Below are 16,679 nucleotides of genomic sequence, written 5' to 3'. Positions count from 1 at the left end.
ATAGGCTCGGCGACGATATGAAGAGCATCCTCACGCCGCTGGGGCCCAAGGCCGACAAGGACACCGTGCGACGGCACAATCTGAGCCTGGTACTGCGTGCCGTGCGGGACGAGGGCGAGCGCGGCGACGCCACGCGCGCCGGAGTGGCGGCCCGGGTCGGGCTGACCCGGGCCGCGGTGTCCTCGCTCGTCGAGCAGCTGATGGACAGCGGGTTCCTCACCGAGTCGGGCAAGACGTTCAGCGGCCAGGCGGGCCGCCCCGGCACCGCGCTCAAGGTGGCGCGCACCGGTCCGGCCGGGCTCGGTGTGGAGATCAACATCGATTACGTCTCGGTGTGCGTGGTGGATCTGGCGGGCACCGGCCGGGTCCGGCAGACCGAGCATCTCGACAACCGGGGCGCGCCCGCCGAAGAAGCGCTGGCACGGGCGGCCCGGCTCGCGGCGCGGACCCTGGAGTCGGCGTACGAGCAGGAGCTGCGTCCGGTGGGCGCGGCGCTGGCGCTGCCGGGTCTGGTCTCCGGCGGGTCGGTGCGGCAGGCCCCCAACCTCGGCTGGAACGAGGTCCCGGCGCAGGAGCTGTTCGCCGACGCGCTCACCGCCCTGCGCCCCGGCCGTCCGGCGCTGCCGGTCGCATCGGAGAACGAGGCCAATCTCGCGGCGCTGGCCGAGCTGTGGTTCGGCGGGCTGGGGGACGTCCGCAGCTTCCTCTATCTGACCGGTGAGATCGGGGTCGGCGGGGCGCTGGTCCTGAACGGCGAACTGCTGCGCGGAGCGCACGGGTTCGCCGGGGAGATCGGGCATGTGGTGGTGGACCCGGCGGGTCCGGAGTGCCGGTGCGGGTCGCGGGGGTGCCTGGAGCAGTACGCCGGACAGGCGGCGCTGCTGCGGGCGGCCGGGATCGAGGGGGTCGGTGGCGCCTCCGGGGTGCTGGAGCTGGAGCGGCGCGCGGCGGCACGGGACCCGCGCGCGGTGGCCGCGATCGGTGAGGCGGGCCGGATGCTGGGCCGGGTGCTGTCGGGGGCGGTGAACCTGGTCGACCCGGACGCGGTGGTGCTCGGCGGGATCTACCGGGGCCTGATGCCGTGGCTGGCGCCGCCCGCCGACGAGGAGCTGACGGGCCGGGTGGTGTCGGGCCTCTGGTCGCCGGGCAGCGGCAGGCTCCGGGCGTCGTCGGTGGCGGGCGACGCGGCGCGGGGGGCGGCGGCGCTGGTGGTGCAGGACGTGCTGGACGATCCGGTGGCGTACGCGGAGGCGTCGGGCGGGTGATGGGGGGGGCGGGCCGGGGCTTGGAGGCACCGGCCCGTGTGCACGCGGTACGTCGGTGGGCCCGGGCCCGTCCGGTACGCCGACGGGCCCGTGCTCACCGTGCGCATCAGACCGTACGTCAGCGCACGGCCAGCAGGTGGTCCATGGCGAGCTGGTCCAGCGCCTCGAAGGCCATGCCGCGTTCCGCCGCCGCGTCCACGTCGAACTCCTCGTACGCCGTGCGGTCGGCGAGCAGTTCGGCCAGGCCGTCCCCCGCGGTCGGGCGCGCCAGTTCGTCCAGGCGCGAGGCCCGCAGCGCCGCCCGCACCTCGGGGTCGGCGCGGAAGGCGGCGGCCCGCTCCTTGAGGATGAGGTAGTTGCGCATACAGCCCGCGGCCGAGGCCCAGACGCCGTCGTAGTCCTCGGTGCGCGGGGGCTTGAAGTCGAAGTGGCGCGGGCCTTCGTAGCCGCTCTCCAGCAGGTCGACGAGCCAGAACGCCTGGCGCAGGTCGCCGGCGCCGAAGCGGAGGTCCTGGTCGTACTTGATGCCGGACTGGCCGTTGAGGTCGATGTGGAAGAGCTTGTCCGCCCACATGGCCTGGGCGATGCCGTGCGGGAAGTTGAGCCCAGCCATCTGCTCGTGCCCGGTCTCCGGGTTGACGCCGACCAGTTCGGGGCGCTCCAGGCGCTCGATGAAGGCGAGGGCGTGGCCGATGGTGGGGAGCAGGATGTCGCCGCGCGGCTCGTTGGGCTTGGGCTCGACGGCGAAGCGGAGGTCGTAGCCCTGCTCGGTGACGTACTCGCCGAGGAGGTCGAAGGCCTCCTTCATCCGGTGCAGGGCGAGGCGGACGTCCTTCGCCCCGCCGGACTCGGCGCCCTCGCGGCCGCCCCACGCCACGAACGTCTTCGCGCCGAGCTCGACGGCGAGGTCGATGTTGCGCAGGGTCTTGCGGAGGGCGTAGCGGCGTACGTCGCGGTCGTTGGCGGTGAACCCGCCGTCCTTGAAGACGGGGTGCGTGAAGAGGTTCGTCGTCACCATGGGCACGACGAGTCCACTGCTGTCGACCGCCTGCCGGAAGCGCTTGACGATCCTCTCGCGCTCGGTCTCCGGTGCGCCGAAGGGGATCAGGTCGTCGTCGTGAAAGGTCACGCCCCAGGCGCCCAGCTCCGCGAGCCGCCGCACGGACTCGACGGGGTCGATGGCCGCGCGGGTCGCGTCGCCGAAGGGGTCCCGGCCCTGCCAGCCCACGGTCCACAGGCCGAAGCTGAACTTGTCCTCGGGGGTGGGGGTGAAGCGTTCCGTCATCGTCGTCCGACCGCCTTCGCCTGCCGTCGGGACGCCCGGCGGCGAGCCCGGCACCCCTATTTGTTCAGTGTCATGACTAATCAAGCACACCGCACCCCGGGCACGGAACCCCCCGGCCGCGAGGAACACCCACACCCCCCTGTGCAGCGGCTCACGCATCCCGTAATTTGTTCATGCCGCAGCCGAATGATCGGCACGTGATCATCAGCCGTCCAGCACCCGCAGCGCGAAAGAGGCCACCATGCCGTCACCCGCCGTCGTCATCGGCGTGGACAGTTCGACGCAGTCCACCAAGGCAGTCCTCATCGACGCCGGGACCGGTGAGCGGCTCGCCGTGGGGCGCGCCCCGCATGTGGTCACCGGAGAGGCGGGGGCCCGGGAGAGCGATCCGGAGATCTGGTGGCGGGCGCTGTGCGACGCGGTGGCCGCCGGGCTGAAGGAGTCCGGTCTGCCCGGCCGCGCGGTCACCGGGATCGCGGTGGCCGGGCAGCAGCACGGGCTCGTCGTGCTGGACCGGGCGGGACGCCCGCTGCGCCCCGCGCTGCTGTGGAACGACACCCGCTCCGCGCCGCAGGCGGCCGCTCTCACCGAGGCGCTCGGCGGACCGGCGGCCTGGACGGCGCGGACCGGGTCCGTACCGGTGGCGTCCATCACCGCTTCCAAGTGGCAGTGGCTGCGGGAGAACGACCCGGCGAGCGCGGCGGACGCGGCGGGCGTCCGGCTCCCCCACGACTTCCTGACCGAGCGCCTCGCGGGTGTCGCGGCCACCGACCCGGGGGACGCCTCGGGCAGCGGCTGGTACTCCACCGCGACGGGTGCGTACGACCCCGAACTGCTAGAACTCCTCGGCCTCGACGCGGCCCTGCTCCCGGAGGTGGCACCCACGGGGGCGGCCCGGATCGGCTCGCTCACCGAGGCGGCGGCCCAGGCGCTCGGGCTGCCCGCGGGCATCGCGGTGGCGGCCGGCACCGGCGACAACATGAGCGCGGCCGTGGGCCTCGGGCTGGGCGGCGAGGGGCTGCTGGACCACCCGGCCCTCAGCCTCGGCACCTCCGGCACGGTGTTCGCGGCTTCCCGCACCCGGCCCGCGTCCCCCGCGCTCAACGGGTTCGCCGCCGCCGACGGCACGTACCTCCCGCTGGCCTGCACCCTCAACTGCACGCTCGCCGTGGACAAAGTGGCGGCCCTGCTGGGCCTGGACCGCGAGGACGCGGCACCCGGCGGCGAGGCGGTCCTGCTCCCGTACCTCGACGGCGAACGGACCCCCGACCTGCCGACCGCCTCCGGCCTCCTCACCGGACTCCGCCACGACACGACCCGGCAGCAGCTGCTGGGCGCCGCCTACGAGGGCGCGGCCGTGACCGTACTGCGCGCCACGGACGAACTGCTGTCGGCCTGCGGCCTGGACCCGAACGCCCCCGAGGTCGCCGCCCGCCCGCTGCGCCTGATCGGCGGCGGGGCGCAGGGCCGGATGTGGGTGGAAACGGTACGCCGCCTCTCCGGCCGCCCGCTGGTCATCCCGGGCAACGGAGAACTGGTCGCCCTGGGCGCGGCGGCCCTGGCCGCCTCGGCGGCGGGCGGCGGCGACCCGGTGGCCCTGGCAACGACCTGGCAGAAGTCCGGCACGGACCGTCAGCTGCCGCCGGTGGAACGGGACACGGAGACGTGGGAGCGGGTCACGTCGGTCCTGGAACGGGCGTCGGGGCCACTGCTGGGCGGCTGAACGGGCGGGCGAAGGCGGGGGGCGATCTGCCGTTGACGCCAGGGCATCAGGGCAGGCCCACCAGACCCCAGCCGCGACCGGCGGCGGTCGTCGTCACGGCGCCCCATTCCCGTACCAGCGCGGTGAAGTCATCGAAGGACTCCGGGCGGCCCGCCCAGCCCTCACACTCGGCGGCGAACGGCTCCCTCAGTTCCTCCAGACGCGGCTCCACCCGTTCCCAGGCCCGCACCTTGCCCGGCAGCACCTCGGGCGGGCAGGCCAGCAGGACGTCCGGATGCCGCGGGTCGGCGGCAGGCGGGAAGAATCCCCCGTCACAGGCGAAGGCCGGCCCCGCGTCCCGGACCAGACCGTCGAGGAAGGTGTCCATCGACTCACGCACGGAAGCATCGACGAGCAACCGCATGTCAGCCCATGCGGAGCCCGCGCGGGCATGCGGCACATGGGCGCCGGTGGTGGTGACGAAGCTGTACTGGGCCCACCAAGCCGGCTCCGGACCCGGAGACCAGAGCCAGCCGTCGGCCGGCCCGCGCCCGGGGTCGTACAACTCCTCGGTATCGCACGGCCAGACCATGTCTTCCAGCAGGCCGATCCGGTCCTCGACGGGGACGGCGCCCAACCGCTCCCAGTCCACCATGAACAACGTGAGATCCATCCCCATGCCCGCAGCCTAGGCAGATTCCGTAGGGCGCGAACCATGCCGCCCGGCACCGGCAGCCGTCCTCGAAGCCCCGGGTTGGGAATACGAACTGATTTTCCATAAGATCCGGCGATGATCACTAGAAAACGGCTGACGACCGGGGTGGGCATAGCGCTCGCCACCCTGGCCGCCGGGCTCGGCACCGCGATCCCCGCCGCCGCCGACGAAGCCCCCGCCGCCCCCTCCCCCAAGGTCGAGCTGGTGCTCGACGTCAGCGGTTCCATGCGCACCCGGGACATCGACGGCCAGTCCCGGATGGCCGCCGCCAAGCAGGCGTTCAACGACGTTCTGGACGCGGTGCCCGAACAGGTTCAGCTCGGTATCCGGACGCTCGGTGCGGACTATCCGGGTGAGGACCGCAAGGTCGGGTGCAAGGACACCCGGCAGCTCTACCCGGTCGGCCCCCTCGACCGTACGGAGGCCAAGACCGCGGTCGCCACCCTCGCCCCCACCGGGTTCACCCCGATCGGGCCCGCCCTGCTCGGCGCGGCCGACGATCTGGAGGGCGGGGACGGTTCGCGGCGGATCGTGCTCATCACGGACGGCGAGGACACCTGCGGGCCGCTCGACCCGTGCGAGGTGGCCCGGGAGATCGCGGCCCGCGGCACCCACCTGGTCGTGGACACGCTGGGGCTTGTGCCCAACGCGAAGATCCGCCAGCAGCTGACCTGTATCGCGGAGGCCACCGGCGGCACGTACACCGCCGTCCAGCACAAGGAAGAACTCTCCGACCGGGTCAAGCAGTTGGTGGACCGGGCCGCCGAGCCCGTCGTCACTCCGGTGGCGACCGAGGGGGCCGAGAGCTGTTCCGGCGCGCCCGAGCTGAAGCCGGGTCTCTTCACCGACCGCGCGGAGATCGGCCGACACCGCTGGTACCGCGTCGACGTGCTGCCCGGTCAGGAGCTGCGCGCCTCAGCGAGCGTGGCCGCCGACCGCGCCGTGGACAACGACTACGGGGTCCTGCTGCGCGCGGTGACCGTGCACGGACGTGAGATCGTCCGGGGCTCCGAAGCCGGGACCGGCCGTACGGACGTCGTCTCGTCCGGGCTGCGCTATCCGAAGCCCGAGGTGGAGGACGGCGACGACGGTGACGGCAAGCCCGCCGCCGAGACCGTCTGCCTCCAGCTCGCCCACTCCTTCTCCGCGCCCGCCTCGGTGAAGCGGTCCCCCGGCCTGCCGGTCGAGCTGACCGTGGACCTCGTGGACGGCCCGGACAACGCCTCGGACGTCGCCGCCTTCGGGCTCGGCCGCGGCTGGTGGCTGCTCGGCGTGCTCGTTCTGACCGGACTGGTCGCGGGCCTGCTGACCGGCTGGATCTCGCGCTGGCGCATCGCCGTCTGGAGGACCAACTGATGACCAGGACCCCTCGCCGCGCCCGCGGCATACGACGTGCGCTCACCGGCGCGCTGCTCGCCGGGCTGACCCTCCTCACCACGGCCGGCCCGGCGCTCGCGGACGACCCGTCGGCGAGCGCGAGCCCCGCCGGGGACGAGGCCGGACCCACGGAGGCCGGCACCACGTTCCGTACGGCGACCGCCCTGAAGCAGGGCCAGTCCGGCACCGCCCAGGCCTCGGCCGGCGACTACCTGTACTGGGTGTTCCCCGCCGACGCCGGTCAGCGGCCCACCGTCGAGGCCACGGTGAAGCTGCCCGAGAGCGCCGCCCGGCGCGGTACGTCCACCTGGCAGGTCGACGTGTACGACGGGCTGCGCCGCCGCCAGGCCTGCATGTACGGGCACCAGACCAGGAAGGCGGCGGCCGACGCGGCCACCGTCGAGCTGTCCTGCGTCCTGCGCCCCGTGCGGTCCTGGTCCGAGCCGTGGGCCAACGACCCGCTGCCCGGGAGCTACTACATCCGCCTCACCGTGGTGGACCTGCCCGCCGCCGACCTGGGCCTGCCGGTCGAAGTGGAAGCGAGGACGAGCATCAAGGAGTTGGGCGGCGCCCACGACGGGGGCGGCACTCTCGCCGAACCGCTGGTCCCGGGGGTCTCGGTCGCCAAGGCGAGCGACACGGATGACGCGGACGCTTCGGCCGCGCCGCGCGTGCCGTCCGCCGGTGAGCCGGAGGACGGCTGGTCCTCGGGCTGGTGGACCGACCGCTGGCTGTGGACCGTGGGCGGCGGCGTACTCACCGCGCTGGCAGCCGTGTTCGGCTACTCCCTGACACGCGGCCGGGGCCGCCCGTCCCACGTACCGCCCGGCGTCTGACCGGCACGCCGACCCCGCGCCCGTATGGCGGCTCTCCTCGGCCTCGACGATCCTGACTCCCGGCACAGGGCGGATCGTCGAGGCCGGGGGCACCCGCGCCGCAGCAGAAGGGAACGGGATGAGCACGACGACGTACGTACGGTTCCAGAGCACCGAGCGCAGCCCCCGGCTATCTCGCGCTGCTGGCCGCGCACGGTGTGCCGTGCGAGCGGCTGGAGTCCGTGGATCCCGGCAGGGTTGTGTACGAGGACGACGTCCAGATCGTCGTGGTGCCCCGGCCTGGCAGCGGGCAGGGCTCCGGATCCGGTCAAGCCGGCCGTACGCTCAGCTGACGGCCCGTCTCCCGGTAGCCCAGCGCCCTTGCGACCCGGCGGGACGCGGGCGGATCCATCGGCATGGCGGGATTCTCGCACGGGGACGAAACTCCGCCCGCGGCCCCTGTTCGAATCCAGAGGCCGCTGCGGCTACCCTCGACAACTCGCGTACTCCGTAAGGCATCTGACGGGTTTCGGCCACGCCCCGTCGGCGCCCTGGTGGAGTGCCGCCCCCATCCTGTTCGATGGGGTTCGAACGGTTGCGCGCCGGGCAGTGGCGCGCCCCAGGGAGCGGAGTTCCTCGATGTCCACGCAGACCGGTCCGGCGATCGACACCCCGCCTCGCGGCCACGCGTTCACGCCGGGGCCCAAGGGGCTGCCGCTGGTGGGGAATCTGCCGCAGTTCGGAAAAAATCCGCTGGCCTTCTTCGAACTCCTGCGTGGGCACGGGGACATGGTGCGCTGGCGGTTCGGCCGCAACCGGTGTGTCTTTCTCGCCGACCCCGACTGCATAGGCGAGTTGCTCACCGAGACGGAGCACACCTTCGATCAGCCGAAGCTCGGTATCGCCTTCCGGACCGTCCTGGGCAACGGGATGATCGTGGCGCGGGGTCCGGACTGGCGGCGCAAGCGTTCGCTGGTGCAGCCCTCGGTGCGGCCCAAGCAGGTGAAGTCGTACGCGGCCACGATGGCGGCCTCGGCGGTGGAGCTGGCGGACCGCTGGTCGGACGGCCAACGGATCGACGTCAAGCGGGAGATGGCCGCGCTGACGCAGAAGATCGCCGTGCGCACGATCTTCGGGGTGGACACCCCGGCCGACTCCGAGGCGATGGGCCGCGCGATGGACGTCGCCCAGATGGAGATCGGCAAGGAGTTCGCCGGGATCGGCGCGCTGCTCCCCGACTGGGTGCCCACGCCGGGCCGGGCGCGCATCAAGAAGGCCGCCGCCGTCATCGACGCCGAGGTGGGCCGGGTCGTCGCCCGGCACCGGGACGGCGAGGAGGAACGCCCCGACCTGCTCAGCAGGTTGCTCACCGCCGTCGACGAGAGCGGGACGCACCTCACCGACGACGAGATCCGCGACGAGACGGTCACGCTGTACATCGGCGGCCACGAGACGACGAGCACGACGCTGGTGTGGGCGTGGTATCTGCTCGCCCGCAACCCCCGGGTGCGCGACGCGCTCGCCGAGGAGCTGGACCGGGTGCTCGGCGACCGGGAGCCGGGCTTCGAGGACTACGCCCGGCTGACGTACACCCAGGCCGTGGTGAAGGAGACCCTGCGGCTGTACCCGGCGGTCTGGCTGATCACCGGGGTCGCGAAGGAAGGGGCGACGATCGGGGGCCTGCCGATCGAGGAGGGCACCCGGGTGTGGAGCAGCCAGTGGGCCACGCAGCGCGACGCGCGGTGGTTCCCGGAGCCGGAGGAGTTCCGGCCCGAGCGCTGGGACGCGGAGGACGGGGACGAGATCGCGGAGTACGCGTGGTTCCCGTTCGGCGGCGGGCCCCGGGTCTGCATCGGTACGCGCTTCGCGATGGTGGAGGCCGTCCTCCTGCTGGCCGTGCTGGCCCGCCGCTTCACCCTCGACGTCGACCCGGGCGAGATCACCCCGGTGACAGGCCTGACGCTCCAGCCGGACCGGGACGTCACGGCGACGGTCCGGGCGCGGTAGCGGGGACGGCGCCCGGCTCCTCTCAAGGAGCCGGGCGCCGGACAGCGTCAGTCCTTCGGCAGCCACTTCTTCCAGACGTCCGGGTGGCGCTCGATCCAGCGCTTCGCCGCCTCCTGGGGAGTGAGCTTCTGCGAGGCGATCATCTCGGACACCTCGTTCTGGTCCTTCTCCGACCAGTGGAACTTCTTCAGGAACGCGGACGCGTCCCCGCCGCGTTCGGCGAAGTCCGCGTTGAGGAACTTCTGGAGCGGCGTCGTCGGGTACGCGCAGTCGATGTCCGCCGGGTCCTTGGCCGCGCACTCGTCCGTGTACTCGGGGAGCTCCACCTCGACCATCGGCACCTCGTTGAACAGCCACTGCGGCTGGTACCAGTAGCTGAGGAAGGGCTTCTTCTCCTTGGCGAACTGCTGGATCTGGGTGATCTGGGCCGCCTCGGAGCCGGCGAAGACCACCTTGTAGTCCAGGTCCAGGTTCTTCACCAGGGCCACGTCGTTGGTGACGTAGGACGGTGAGCCGTCCATCAGCTGGCCCTTGCCGCCGCTCTCGGCGGTCCGGAGTTCCTTCGCGTACTTGTTGAGGTTCTTCCAGTCCGTGACGTCGGGGTTCTTGTCGGCCCAGTACTTCGGCACGTACCAGCCGATGTGGCCGGTCACCCCGAGGTCGCCGCCCCGGACGATGGTCTTCTTCTCGTCGATGTACAGCTTCTCCTGGTCCGGGTGGCCCCAGTCCTCCAGGATCGCGTCGACGCGGCCCTGGCTGAGGGCGTCCCAGGCGGGGACCTCGTCGGTCTGGACGAGGTCGACGCGGTAGCCCAGCTCCTCCTTGAGGAGCTGCTCGGCGACGGCGACGTTCGCCTGGGCGCCGACCCAGGACTGGACGGAGAGCGTGACCGTCTTGACCCCGGCGGGGGCCGCGAACGGCGAGGCCTGCTTGGTCATGTCGGCGGCGCCGCAGCCCGCCGTGGCGAGCAGGGCGGCGGCCGACGACAGCGCCGTGATCAGGCGCGTACGGGAGCGGTTCATCTCAGCTCTCCTGTCGCTGGCGGCGGGTGGTGGGCTGGGTGACCCGGTCGAGCATCAGGCCGAGGCAGACGATCGCCGCTCCGGCGACGAGTCCGGTGGCCAGGTCGCCCTGGGCGAGGCCGAAGACGACGTCGTAACCGAGGGCGCCGGAGCCGACGAGTCCGCCGATGATGACGACGGCGAGGACCAGGACGACCGCCTGGTTGACGGCGAGCAGCAGGGACGGCCTGGCCAGCGGGATCTGCACCTGGCGCAGTTGCTGGCCCGGGGTCGCGCCGAGGGAGCGCGCGCCTTCCATCGCCGCCGGGTCGACGCCCCGCAGCCCCTGGGTGGTGATGCGGATGACGGCGGGCAGCGCGTAGACGACCGCGGCAGCGGCTGCGGGGGCGCGGCCGACGCCGAACAGGGCGACGACGGGGATCAGGTAGACGAACTGCGGCATGGTCTGGAAGACGTCCAGAACCGGTCGCAGCAGCCGCTCCAGGCGCTCGCTGCGGGCCGCGCCGACGGCGACGCCGAAGCCGATGACCAGGGTGACCGCGACGGCGGCGAGCACCTGGCTGAGGGTGTCCATCGAGGGCTCCCACACGCCGAGTACGCCGATCGCGGCCATGGCGAGGACGGCGGTGGCGGCGGTGCGCCAGGTCCCGATGGTCCAGGCGAGGGCGGCGACGATCAGCAGCACCGACCACCAGGGCAGACCGGTCAGCCCGCTGCGCAGTGGGTTGAGGACGCCGCTGGTGAAGTGGGAGGCGAGGTCGGCGGTGCCGCCGACGACGGGCACCCCGGTGTAGAGGTGGTCGACCATCCAGTCCTTGGCGGTGTTGACCGGTCCGGCGATGGCCACGGTCACACCGTCGGGCCAGACCTGGCCGTCGGCCGCCCGTCCGACGGCGGCGACGGCCGCGGTGACCAGGGCGGCCAGGGACCAGCCGCGCCATCCGTGCAGCAGGGCCGGGCCGGTGGGCTCGGCGCCGATCCGGCGTCCCGCCGCCTCGGTCGTACGGTCCAGGACGACGGCCAGCAGCACGATCGGGATGCCCGCGGCGAGGGCGGCGCCGACGTCCACGGAGGACAGCGCCTGGTAGACGCGGTCGCCGAGGCCGCCCGCGCCGATCACGGAGGCGATGACGGCCATGGAGAGCGCCATCATGATGGTCTGGTTGAGGCCGAGGAGGAGTTCCTTGCGGGCCAGCGGGAGCCGGGCGCTCAGCAGCCGCTGCCGTCCGGTCGCGCCGAGCGAGGTGACGGCCTCCATGACGCCGCTGTCCGCGCCGCGCAGGCCGAGCGCGGTGAGCCGGGCCATCGGCGGAGCCGCGTACACGACGGTGGCGAGGACGGCTCCGGGCACGCCGATGCCGAACACCAGCACCACCGGGAGCAGATAGGCGAACGCGGGCAGCACCTGCATGGTGTCGAGCACCGGGCGCAGGATGCGGAACACCCGGTCGGAGAGCCCGGCGGCGAGGCCGAGGAGCAGCCCCAGTACGACGGAGGCGAGAACGGCGACGACCATCAGCGCGAGCGTCTGCATGGTCGGCACCCACATGCCGAGCAGCCCGCAGAGCAGGAACGACACGCCTGCGGTGAGGGCGAGCCGTAGCCCGGCGACGCGCCAGGCGACGGCGGCGGCGAACACGGTGACGCCGGCCCAGCCGAGGGCCAGGAGGACCAGGTAGACGCCGCGTACGGAGAGGACGACGGCGTTGCTGATGTGGCCGAAGAAGTAGAGGAACAGCGGGTGGCTGTCGCGGTTGGAGACGATCCAGTCCGTGACGTCGCCGAGCGGGGCGGAGAGGTCGGCGGTCAGCGCCTCGGGCCAGATCCCGCCGCCCCAGCGGCCGTGCACGACGGGCACGACGACGGCGGCGACGAGCGCGAGCAGCAGGAGCTTCGCGGCGGCGGGGCGGTCGCGGAGGGCGGCCAGCGGGCCCCGGCTCGCGCCCGCGGTGGCGGCGGGGCGGGCCGGGGTGGCCTCTGCGGTGGCCATCAGAGGGTCACCTCGCGGGAGCCGTCCGGTGCGTCCGACGCGTCGTCGGGGGTGCCGGAAGCCTCCGGGGCGGCGGAAGCGGTCGTTCCGGCGACGACGGCGAGCAGGCACGCGTGGTCGACGACGCCGACGAGCCGGCCGCCGTCCATCACGCGGGCGACGGGGTCGCCGGAGCGGGAGACCGCTTCGATGGCCTCGGAGACGGTGGCGTCGGGGCGTACGGCCGGGCCGCGCTCGCTCTCCCCGGCGAGCGCGGGCCGCATGGCGGTGGCGACGGTGAGGACCTGCTCGCGCGGGACGTCGCGGACGAACTCGCGGACGTAGTCGTCGGCGGGCGAGCCGACGATCTCCTCGGGGGTGCCGAGCTGGACGATGCCGCCGTCGCGCATGAGCGCGATCCGGGTGCCCAGCCGCAGGGCCTCGCTGAGGTCGTGGGTGATGAAGACCATGGTGCGGCCCTCCTCGCGGTGCAGCCGGACCACCTCGTCCTGCATCTCGCGGCGGATCAGCGGGTCCAGCGCGCTGAACGGCTCGTCGAAGAGGAGGACGGACGGGTCGACGGCGAGCGCGCGGGCGAGCCCGACACGCTGCTGCTGGCCGCCGGAGAGCTGCGAGGGGCGGCGGTCCTCAAGACCTTCGAGGCCGACCTTCACCACCAACTCGGCTGCCTTGGCGCGGCGTTCGGCCTTGCTGAGGCCCTGGATCTCCAGGCCGTAGGCGACGTTGTCCAACACCGTGCGGTGCGGCAGGAGTCCGAAGTGCTGGAAGACCATCGCGGCGCGGTGGCGGCGCAGTTCGCGCAGCCGGGCCCGGTCCATCGCGAGGACGTCCTCGCCGTCGATGGCGAGGGTGCCGCTGGTGGGCTCGATCAGCCGGGTCAGACAGCGTACGAGGGTCGACTTGCCGGAGCCCGACAGGCCCATGACGACGAAGACTTCACCCTTGCGGACGTCGAAGGAGACGTCGCGGACGGCGGCGGTGCAACCGGTGGCCTCGCGCAGTTCGGCGGGCGGGAGGGAGGCGTGCTCGCTGCCGGGGATCCGGTCGGCCTTGGGGCCGAAGACCTTCCAGAGGTTCCGTACGGAGAACACCGGGTTCTCGTCGGCTCCGGCGGCTCCGGCGGCTCCGGTGGCTCCCGCGTTCCCGGAGGGGCCGGTGGCCTTGAGGGTGTCGGTTCCGGTCATCGGGCATCGCCTCCGGTGCTGGTGCTGGTTCCCGCGGCCGGCGCGGTGTCACGCGCCTGGTCCGCGAGGAGTTCGGCGCACTTCTCGCCGACCATGAGGACGCCGATCATCGGGTTGACGGCGGGCATGGTCGGGAAGACGGACGCGTCGGCGATCCGGATGCCCTGAAGGCCGCGGATGCGCAACTGCGGATCCACGACGGCCGCTTGGTCGTCGGCGGCGCCCATCTTGCAGGTGCCCGCCGGGTGGTAGACGGTGTGGGCGACCTTGCGGGCGTACTCGCTGATGTCCTCGTCCGAGGTGACCTCGGGGCCGGGGCAGACCTCGCGCTTGAGCCAGTGCGCCAGCGGCTCGGTGCGGGCGATCTCCCGGGCGAGCTTGATGCCGTCGACGAGGGTGCGGCCGTCGTAGTCGTCCTCGTCGGTGAAGTACCGGAAGTCCAGGGCGGGCTTGACCTCGGGGTCGGCGCTGGTGAGGTAGAGGCGGCCCCGGCTGCGCGGCTTGGGAATGTTCGGGGTCATCGACACGCCGTGCTCGGGCTTCTCGTAGCCGAGCCGCTCCGGGTTGTCGGTGAACGGAATCTGGTAGAAGTGGAACATCAGGTCCGGGCCCCGGGATCCGGGGTCGCGGCGGACGAAGAGTCCTGCGTCGGAGTCCATCGCGGAGTTCTCCGGGATGGGCCCGTCGGTCTCCCAGACGATGACGGACTCGGGGTGGTCGAGCAGGTTCTCGCCGACGCCCGGGAGGTCGTGGCGGACGTCGATGCCCAGGGCGGACAGGTCCTCGCGGGGGCCGATCCCGGAGTGCATCAGCAGCCGGGGCGTGTCGACCGCGCCCGCGCAGACGATGACTTCGCGGGCGGCGCGGAGCAGGATCTCCTCGCCGTCCTTCGTGCGGACGTGTACGCCGGTGGCGCGGGTGCCGTCGAACTCCAGGCGGTACGCCCAGGTCTCCAGCAGGATCCGCAGGTTCGGGCGGTCGCCGGCCTCGATGTGCGGGTGGAGGTAGGCCACCGACGCGGAGGAGCGCTTGTTGTTCTCGGGGTGGTAGGCGAGGTCGAAGAAGCCGACGCCCTCGTGGAACGGCTTGCTGTTGAAGCTGTCCACGCGCGGGACCCCGGCCGCCTCCTGGGCGGCGTCGACGAAGTCGCGGGCGATGGCGTTGCGGTCCTTCTCGTCGACCGGGACGATGTTGTTGCGCAGCTTGGCGAAGTACGGGTCCATCGCGGCCGCGTCCCATCCCTCGGCGCCCGCCTCGGCCCACTCGTCCCAGTCGCCGGGCAGCGGCTTGAAGCTGATGAGGGTGTTGTGCGAGGAGCAGCCGCCGAGGACGCGGGCGCGGCTGTGCCGGATGTGGCTGTTGCCGCGCGGCTGTTCGGTGGTGGGGTAGTCGTAGTCGAGGTCGCCGCCGAGGAGGCCGAGCCAGCGGCGCAGCGTCAGCACGTCGTCGCGGTCGATGTCGGTGGGGCCGCCCTCGATGACGGTGACGGTGACGTTCGGGTCCTCGGTGAGCCGGGAGGCGATGACCGATCCGGCGGTGCCGCCGCCGACGATCACGTAGTCGGTCACCTGACCGTCGGGGACTGCGGTGCTGCGGGGGGTGGAAGGCATCGGTCACTGCTCCTTCTGCAAGGTTCGTGCGTGTACGTGGTGCTGCGAACAGCCGGGTGGGGCCGGGCGGATACGGATGAACCGCCCGGCCCCCGCAGGCGTCAGCCGGCGAACCAGCGCTGGGGGCGCGGGTTGAGGTTCTGGTAGATGTGCTTGGACTCGCGGTACTCGGCGAGCCCGGTCGGCCCGAGCTCGCGTCCCGTGCCGGACTTCCCGAAGCCGCCCCACTCGGCCTGCGGGAGGTAGGGGTGGTAGTCGTTGATCCAGACGGTGCCGTGGCGCAGCCGTCCGGCGACCCGGCGGGCGCGGCCGGCGTCGGTCGTCCAGACGGCGCCGGCGAGCCCGTAGTCGGTGTCGTTGGCCAGCGTGATGGCCTCTTCCTCGGTACGGAAGGTCTCGACGGTGAGAATTGGGCCGAAGGTCTCCTCGCGGACCACCTTCATCTCGCGGTGGCAGCCGTCGAGGACGGTCGGCCGGTAGAAGTAGCCGCCCTCGGGGAGTACGTCGCTCGGCTTCGGGCGTTCGCCGCCGGCCCGGACGATCGCGCCCTCCTCGCGGGCGGAGGCGACGTACGCCTCGACCTTGGCGAGCTGCTGGGCGGAGACGAGGGGGCCGCACTCCACGCCGTCGAGGGTGCCCCGGCCGAGGCGGACGGCGTCGGCGCGGCGGGCCAGCTCGGTGACGAACCGGTCGCGGACGCTCTCCTCGATGATCAGGCGGGCGCCGGCGGAGCAGACCTGGCCGCTGTGGAAGAACGCGGCGTTCAGCGCCTGGTCGACGGCGGTGTCGAAGCCCTCGTCGGTGGCGCACGCGTCGGCGAAGACCACGTTGGGATTCTTGCCGCCGAGCTCCAGGGCGACCTTCTTCACGGTCGGCGCGGCCGCCTGGGCCACCTTCGTACCGCTGGCGAGGCCGCCGGTGAAGGAGACCAGGTCGACGTCCGGGTGCTCGGAGAGCCGGGCGCCCACCGGGTCGCCCGCGCCGGTGACGAGGTTGGCGGCCCCGTCGGGGAGCCCGGCCTCGGCGAGCAGCTTGATCAGGTGGACGGTGGAGAGCGGGGTGACCTCGCTGGGCTTGAGCACGAAGGTGTTGCCCGCGGCGAGAGCGGGCGCGATCTTCCAGCTGGCCTGGAGGAGGGGGTAGTTCCAGGGCGCGATGAGGGCGCAGACGCCGACGGGCTCGTGGACGACGATGCTGTGGACGTCGGGGTCGCCCGCGTCGACGACCCGGCCGCCGCTCTCGTTCATCACGAGGTCGGCGAAGTAGCGGAAGGCGTTGGTGACGTCGTCGACGTCGACGCGGCCCTCCTCCAGGGTCTTGCCGGTGTCGCGGCTCTCGGTGATCGCGATCTCCTCGCGGTCCCGCTGGAGCAGCTCGGCGACCCGGCGCAGCAGCCCGGCCCGCTCGGCGACGGGCCGGTGCGGCCAGGGCCCGTCGTCGAAGGCGCGCCGCGCCGCCGCGATCGCCGCGTCGGTGTCCGCCACGCCGCCCTCCGCGACGACGGCCAGGACCGTGGCGTCGGCGGGGTCGAGGACCGTGCGGGTCTCGCCCGATACGGCGGCGCGCCAGGTGCCGTCGATGTGGATGGTGCTGAGCTCCAGCATGTCGTGTTTAGCCTTCCGTGCCTGAAATGCCCCCTCCGGTTTCGGCCAGGGCATGCGCATGGCGGGCCGACATCCGGCGCACCAGCGGCCTGGACCCCTCCCC

General features: G+C 72.8%; 12 protein-coding genes. 5 read left to right on the top strand and 7 right to left on the bottom strand.

Annotation, left to right across the window (positions count from 1 at the left end):
• The first annotated feature begins 17 nt into the window (after positions 1-17).
• Entirely contained in the window at positions 18-1,265 is a 1,248-nt protein-coding gene (locus A3Q37_RS02805; protein WP_065477055.1) for an ROK family protein, read from the top strand.
• Between the two features lie 118 nt (positions 1,266-1,383).
• On the opposite strand, the gene xylA is transcribed toward A3Q37_RS02805, so the two are convergent.
• The gene (xylA, locus tag A3Q37_RS02800) at positions 1,384-2,550 is read right to left on the bottom strand and encodes a xylose isomerase (RefSeq protein WP_065477053.1); all 1,167 of its coding nucleotides are present in this window, start codon (positions 2,548-2,550) and stop codon (positions 1,384-1,386) included.
• Between the two features lie 241 nt (positions 2,551-2,791).
• Here xylA and xylB point away from each other — a divergent pair, with 241 nt between their 5' ends.
• The gene (gene xylB / locus A3Q37_RS02795; protein ID WP_065477051.1) at positions 2,792-4,273 is read left to right on the top strand and encodes a xylulokinase; all 1,482 of its coding nucleotides are present in this window, start codon (positions 2,792-2,794) and stop codon (positions 4,271-4,273) included.
• A gap of 46 nt (positions 4,274-4,319) precedes the next feature.
• Here xylB and A3Q37_RS02790 read toward each other — a convergent pair whose 3' ends face one another.
• Positions 4,320-4,931: a hypothetical protein gene (locus tag A3Q37_RS02790; RefSeq protein ID WP_369691438.1), complete on the bottom strand. Its 612-nt coding sequence runs from the start codon at positions 4,929-4,931 to the stop codon at positions 4,320-4,322.
• Positions 4,932-5,042: 111 nt separating this feature from the next.
• On the opposite strand from A3Q37_RS02790, the gene A3Q37_RS02785 reads away from it, so the two are divergent.
• From A3Q37_RS02785 to A3Q37_RS02775, 3 genes are all read left to right on the top strand, one after another.
• Positions 5,043-6,323, top strand: a complete 1,281-nt coding sequence (locus tag A3Q37_RS02785; protein WP_065477048.1) for a VWA domain-containing protein — start codon at positions 5,043-5,045, stop codon at positions 6,321-6,323.
• Positions 6,323-7,180: a hypothetical protein gene (locus A3Q37_RS02780; RefSeq protein ID WP_065477044.1), complete on the top strand. Its 858-nt coding sequence runs from the start codon at positions 6,323-6,325 to the stop codon at positions 7,178-7,180. Before A3Q37_RS02785 ends, A3Q37_RS02780 begins: the two co-directional genes overlap by 1 nt.
• A 618-nt stretch (positions 7,181-7,798) precedes the next feature.
• Positions 7,799-9,166, top strand: coding sequence for a cytochrome P450 (locus A3Q37_RS02775; RefSeq protein ID WP_065477042.1), 1,368 nt, complete (start codon positions 7,799-7,801; stop codon positions 9,164-9,166).
• A 47-nt stretch (positions 9,167-9,213) separates the two neighbouring features.
• Here A3Q37_RS02775 and A3Q37_RS02770 read toward each other — a convergent pair whose 3' ends face one another.
• The 5 genes from A3Q37_RS02770 to A3Q37_RS02750 form a co-directional block, all read right to left on the bottom strand.
• Complete coding sequence (locus A3Q37_RS02770) at positions 9,214-10,188, bottom strand: ABC transporter substrate-binding protein (protein ID WP_065477040.1); 975 nt, start codon at positions 10,186-10,188, stop codon at positions 9,214-9,216.
• Position 10,189: 1 nt separating this feature from the next.
• Complete coding sequence (locus A3Q37_RS02765) at positions 10,190-12,178, bottom strand: proline/glycine betaine ABC transporter permease (RefSeq protein WP_065477038.1); 1,989 nt, start codon at positions 12,176-12,178, stop codon at positions 10,190-10,192.
• The gene (locus A3Q37_RS02760) at positions 12,178-13,362 is read right to left on the bottom strand and encodes a glycine betaine/L-proline ABC transporter ATP-binding protein (RefSeq protein ID WP_065477036.1); all 1,185 of its coding nucleotides are present in this window, start codon (positions 13,360-13,362) and stop codon (positions 12,178-12,180) included. Before A3Q37_RS02760 ends, A3Q37_RS02765 begins: the two co-directional genes overlap by 1 nt.
• Positions 13,359-14,972 (bottom strand): GMC family oxidoreductase, encoded by a 1,614-nt coding sequence (locus A3Q37_RS02755; RefSeq protein WP_065477034.1) that lies wholly within the window; start codon positions 14,970-14,972, stop codon positions 13,359-13,361. Before A3Q37_RS02755 ends, A3Q37_RS02760 begins: the two co-directional genes overlap by 4 nt.
• 101 nt (positions 14,973-15,073) lie before the next feature.
• Complete coding sequence (locus A3Q37_RS02750; RefSeq protein ID WP_065477032.1) at positions 15,074-16,576, bottom strand: aldehyde dehydrogenase family protein; 1,503 nt, start codon at positions 16,574-16,576, stop codon at positions 15,074-15,076.
• Positions 16,577-16,679 lie beyond the last annotated feature (103 nt).

It is taken from the genome of Streptomyces sp. PTY087I2 (genome assembly GCF_001687325.1).
Classification (GTDB): Bacteria; Actinomycetota; Actinomycetes; order Streptomycetales; family Streptomycetaceae; genus Streptomyces.
The sequence above is the reverse complement of the archived record's forward strand: the minus strand, read 5'-3'. Positions and strand labels throughout refer to the sequence as shown.

Coding starts and splice junctions, on each gene's coding strand:
- A3Q37_RS02780 (WP_065477044.1), top strand. CDS start 6,323: ATGACCAGGACCCCTCGCCGCGCCCGCGGCATACGACGTGCGCTCACC.
- A3Q37_RS02775 (WP_065477042.1), top strand. CDS start 7,799: ATGTCCACGCAGACCGGTCCGGCGATCGACACCCCGCCTCGCGGCCAC.
- A3Q37_RS02760 (WP_065477036.1), bottom strand. CDS start 13,362: ATGACCGGAACCGACACCCTCAAGGCCACCGGCCCCTCCGGGAACGCG.
- A3Q37_RS02805 (WP_065477055.1), top strand. CDS start 18: ATGAAGAGCATCCTCACGCCGCTGGGGCCCAAGGCCGACAAGGACACC.
- A3Q37_RS02790 (WP_369691438.1), bottom strand. CDS start 4,931: ATGGGGATGGATCTCACGTTGTTCATGGTGGACTGGGAGCGGTTGGGC.
- A3Q37_RS02765 (WP_065477038.1), bottom strand. CDS start 12,178: ATGGCCACCGCAGAGGCCACCCCGGCCCGCCCCGCCGCCACCGCGGGC.
- A3Q37_RS02770 (WP_065477040.1), bottom strand. CDS start 10,188: ATGAACCGCTCCCGTACGCGCCTGATCACGGCGCTGTCGTCGGCCGCC.
- xylA (WP_065477053.1), bottom strand. CDS start 2,550: ATGACGGAACGCTTCACCCCCACCCCCGAGGACAAGTTCAGCTTCGGC.
- A3Q37_RS02750 (WP_065477032.1), bottom strand. CDS start 16,576: ATGCTGGAGCTCAGCACCATCCACATCGACGGCACCTGGCGCGCCGCC.
- A3Q37_RS02785 (WP_065477048.1), top strand. CDS start 5,043: ATGATCACTAGAAAACGGCTGACGACCGGGGTGGGCATAGCGCTCGCC.
- A3Q37_RS02755 (WP_065477034.1), bottom strand. CDS start 14,972: ATGCCTTCCACCCCCCGCAGCACCGCAGTCCCCGACGGTCAGGTGACC.
- xylB (WP_065477051.1), top strand. CDS start 2,792: ATGCCGTCACCCGCCGTCGTCATCGGCGTGGACAGTTCGACGCAGTCC.